This is a genomic window from Intrasporangium sp. (assembly GCF_039812505.1).
Classification (GTDB): domain Bacteria; phylum Actinomycetota; class Actinomycetes; order Actinomycetales; family Dermatophilaceae; genus Intrasporangium_A.
The window spans coordinates 1-4,041 of the sequence record NZ_JBDIAQ010000221.1; the positions used below are offsets into that span (position 1 = coordinate 1).

Sequence of the window (4,041 nt, forward strand, 5' to 3'; positions counted from 1 at the left end):
CATGCTCACCTGCGGCCCCACCACCCTCAAACTCCCATACCACAGGTGAGTCGACCCACATTCATGTCAGGAGAGCCACATATGCCGCCGACGCCGCTGCACGCCCGCACGCACCTCTCCTCATCGAGAGTGCAGCCTTCTCGGGGGTCGAGAGGCCCGAGCACTGAGCCCTCGATCGCGACTTCTGCACTGTGGATCGGGAATGCTGCACTGTCGATCGGGAATGCTGCACTGTCGATCGGGGTGGGGGTCGGGTGGGAGTGCTCTCGATGGTGCGGCGTGGAGGGGGTGAGCGGCATACCGGCCCGTCGGGGAGGATGGGCGCATGACGCTCCACGCAGACGACTACCAGGCCCGGCGCGACCGCTACGAGCACATGTCCTACCGCCGGGCCGGCCGCTCGGGGCTCGACCTGCCGGCCGTCTCCCTCGGGCTGTGGCACAACTTCGGCGACGACGTGCCGCTGGAGCGGCAGCGGGCGATCCTGCGGCGCGCCTTCGACCTGGGGGTGACCCACTTCGACCTGGCCAACAACTACGGGCCCCCGTACGGCAGCGCCGAGTGCAACTTCGGCACGATCTTCGCGCAGGACTTCAGGCGTTACCGCGACGAGCTGGTCCTGTCGACGAAGGCCGGCTACGACATGTGGCCGGGCCCGTACGGGCAGGGCGGCGGCTCGCGCAAGTACCTGCTGTCCTCGCTCGACCAGTCACTGCGACGGATGGGCGTCGAGTACGTCGACATCTTCTACTCGCACCGCTTCGACGAGACGACGCCGCTCGAGGAGACCATGGGCGCGCTCGACGCGGCGGTCCGCGCGGGCAAGGCGCTATATGCCGGGATCTCGTCGTACTCCGGGGCGCGCACCGGCGAGGCGGTCGCCATCCTGCGCGACCTCGGCACGCCGCTGCTCATCCACCAGCCGAGCTACTCCATGCTCAACCGCTGGGTCGAGCACGACCTGCTCGACGTGCTCGAGGACGAGGGCGTCGGCTGCATCGCCTTCTCGCCGCTCGCGCAGGGGATGCTGACCGACAAGTACCTGCACGGCATACCCGTCGGGTCGCGGGCCGCGCAGCACAAGTCGCTCTCACCGGACCTGCTGACCGACGCGGCCCTCGCCCACGTGCGGGCGCTCAACGAGATCGCGGCCGGGCGGGGGCAGTCGCTGGCCCAGCTGGCGCTCGCCTGGGTGCTGCGCGACCCGCGGGTCACCTCGGTGCTGGTGGGCGCCTCGTCGGTCGCCCAGCTCGAGGACAGCCTCGGCGCGCTCGAGCACCTCTCGTTCGACGAGGCCGAGCTCGCCCGGATCGAGCAAGACGCCGTCGAGAGCGGGATCAACATCTGGCAGCGGTCCAGCTCGTTCTGAGGGCCGCGCGCTGAGGTCGGGCCGTGGCGCCGGCCCCGGTCGTCACGGTAACCCCGGCCGTCACGCCGACCCGGCCCGACGGGCGCGGGGCGCTCACGCCGTGTACGTACGGACGCAACAAGTCCGCCCGGCCCCGACCCGCCACGCACGACTGGAGCCGACGACCCCGACTTGTTGTGTCCGTAGGTACGGGACGGGCCGTGGAGGGCCACGCGACGAAGCCGCGGGTCGCGGACTCCCCAGGTGCGCGCCGAGGCTCAGCCCAGCCGCACGCTCACGGTGGCGAAGCCCGAGGCCGGATAGGTCGCGAGCGTCCGCTCGGTGCCGGGGGCCGGCTCGATCCGGCTGGTCGCGTCGAGCAGTGCGTCGAGCACCTCGTGCAGCTCGAGCCGGGCGAGCGGCGCACCCGGACAGTCGTGCAGGCCGCGACCGTAGAGCAGGTTGTCGGCCGGGTCGCGGTCCAGCCGGAACTCGTCCGGGTCGCCGAAGACCCGCTCGTCCCGGTTGGCCGAGGCCCAGAGCACGATGACCCGCTCCTCGGCCGGGATCTTCCGCCCGGCGATGGTCACCTCGCCCGTCGTGCGACGCCGGTTCGAGATCAGCGGCGCGTGGATGCGCAGGATCTCGTCCGTCGCGGCCACCAGCAGCGAGCGGTCGGCCCGCAGCCGGTCCTGCACCTCGGGGTGGGTGGCGAGGAACTCGACGATGATGCCGACGCTCGCGGCGATGGTGCCGAGCTCCCCCACCGTCCAGTTGCGCACGATCGCGACGATCTCCGCGTCGTCGAGCGGGCGGCCGTCGACGCGCTCGGTCAGCAGTGCCGCGGTGACGTCGTCGGGGTCGGCGCCATCCGCGCGGCGCAGGTCGAGCTGCTCGCGGATGTACCCGTCGAACTCGAGCGCGACCGCGTGCATGGCCTGCCGGTCCATCGACAGAGTGGCCCGGTGGTTCTTGCCGGTCCACTCCCGCAGCGGTTCGCGCAGCGAGTCGGGCCAGCCCATGAACCCGCACGTGACGGCGTTGGCGAACGGCTCCGCCAGCGCCGACATGACCTCGACCTGTCCCGGCACCCGCAGGTCGCCCACCACGGAGTGGGCGAGCGCCCGGCAGTGCGGCTCGAAGTGGGCGAGCCGCTCGGCGGTGAAGTAGCGGTCGACGATCTGCCGGTAGGGACGGTGCCGCGGCTCGTCCATGCCGTTCGGGACGGCCGGGTAGGCCGACACGACGTTCGAGAATCCAGCCGGGTCGTCGAGGATCCGCACGGTGTCGGCATGCCCGAACACCGTCCAGTTGTGCTGTGCGCCATACGCGATCGGGCATTGCGCGCGCATGGCGTCGTAGGCGGCGACCTGGTCGGCGAGCACCTCCGGCGCCCGCGGGTCCCAGTCGATCTCGCGCGTGTCCAAACCGGTCCGTTCGGTCATCTTCGCTCCCACTGTCATCGCCCTGTCGAACTGTCACCCACTATTGAACCGCGTTGTCGATAAGGAGGATTGGCGCGCATGGCGTGTCGGTCGAGGCGCGCCGGCCGCAGCGGTCAGCCGTGGCTGGCACCGATCTGGTGCGGCAGCGCCGGCGGCTCCTCGACGAGGCCGTGATGGTGGTGGATCGGTCCGGCCAGCCCGCCGAGCCGCTGCCCGCGGCCACCCCACCGGTCCAGGATGATCTCTGCCGCGATGCTGATCGCCGTCTCCTCCGGGGTCCGCGCCCCGAGGTCGAGCCCGACGGGCGAGTGCATCCGGGCGAGCTCGTCCTCGGTCAGCCCGGCCTCCCGGAGCCGGTCGAGACGGTCGGCATGGGTACGGCGCGACCCCATCGCGCCGATGTAGGCGACCTCGGGCAGCCGCAGGGCGATCTCGAGCACGGGCACGTCGAACTTCGGGTCGTGGGTGAGCACGCAGATCACGGTCCGCGGGTCGATCCGCCCCGCGTCGACCTCCTCGCGCAGGTACTCGTGGGGCCACCGCACGATGACCTCGTCGGCCACCGGGAAGCGGGACTTGGTGGCGAACACCGGCCGCGCGTCGCACACCGTCACGTAGTAGCCCAGGAAGCTGCCGACCTTGGCCACCGCGGCCGCGAAGTCGATCGCCCCGAACACGAGCATCCGGGGCCTGGGCGCGTACGACGCCACGAACACCCGCATCCCCTCGCCGCGCCGCTCTCCGTCCGGACCGTAGGTGAGCAGGCCGGTGCTCCCCTGGGCCAGCATCCCGCGGGCGTCGTCGAGGACGGCGGCGTCGGCGCGCGGCGAGCCCAGCGTCATACCGGCGTATGCCGCTGAGCCGGCCGGCGCTCGCGTGTTCCCCGAAGCCGCACTCCCGATGCCAGATGCTGCACTCTCGATCGGCAATGTTGCACTGTCGATCGGGACTGCTGCACTGTCGATCGGCAATGTTGCACTGTCGATCGGCAATATTGCACTGTCGATCGGGGGGGTGTCGTCGCCCTCGTCCTCCTCGGCGTCCTCCGGGTGGATGACCAGCCGGCGGCCGAGCCAGGCGGGGTCCGGATGCTCGACCACGGTGGCGACCGCGACGGGCCGGCCCGCCTCGATGTCGGCGGCGACCTGACCGAGCTCCGGATAGGTCTGCTTGGAGACCTTCTCGACGAAGACGTCCATGATCCCGCCGCAGGTCAGGCCCACGGCGAAGGCGTCGTCGTCGCTGACG

Annotated in this window: 3 protein-coding genes; 1 reads left to right on the top strand and 2 read right to left on the bottom strand. The window is 71.2% G+C overall.

Annotation, left to right across the window (positions count from 1 at the left end):
• The first annotated feature begins 325 nt into the window (after positions 1-325).
• Positions 326-1,369 (top strand): L-glyceraldehyde 3-phosphate reductase, encoded by a 1,044-nt coding sequence (gene mgrA, locus WMI84_RS17250; RefSeq protein ID WP_347355009.1) that lies wholly within the window; start codon positions 326-328, stop codon positions 1,367-1,369.
• Between the two features lie 257 nt (positions 1,370-1,626).
• Here mgrA and WMI84_RS17255 read toward each other — a convergent pair whose 3' ends face one another.
• Together WMI84_RS17255 and WMI84_RS17260 are read right to left on the bottom strand one after the other, a co-directional pair.
• Positions 1,627-2,793: a cytochrome P450 gene (locus tag WMI84_RS17255; protein ID WP_347355010.1), complete on the bottom strand. Its 1,167-nt coding sequence runs from the start codon at positions 2,791-2,793 to the stop codon at positions 1,627-1,629.
• A gap of 113 nt (positions 2,794-2,906) precedes the next feature.
• Positions 2,907-4,041: XdhC/CoxI family protein (locus WMI84_RS17260; RefSeq protein ID WP_347355011.1), on the bottom strand; the 1,135-nt coding region annotated here is incomplete at its 5' end.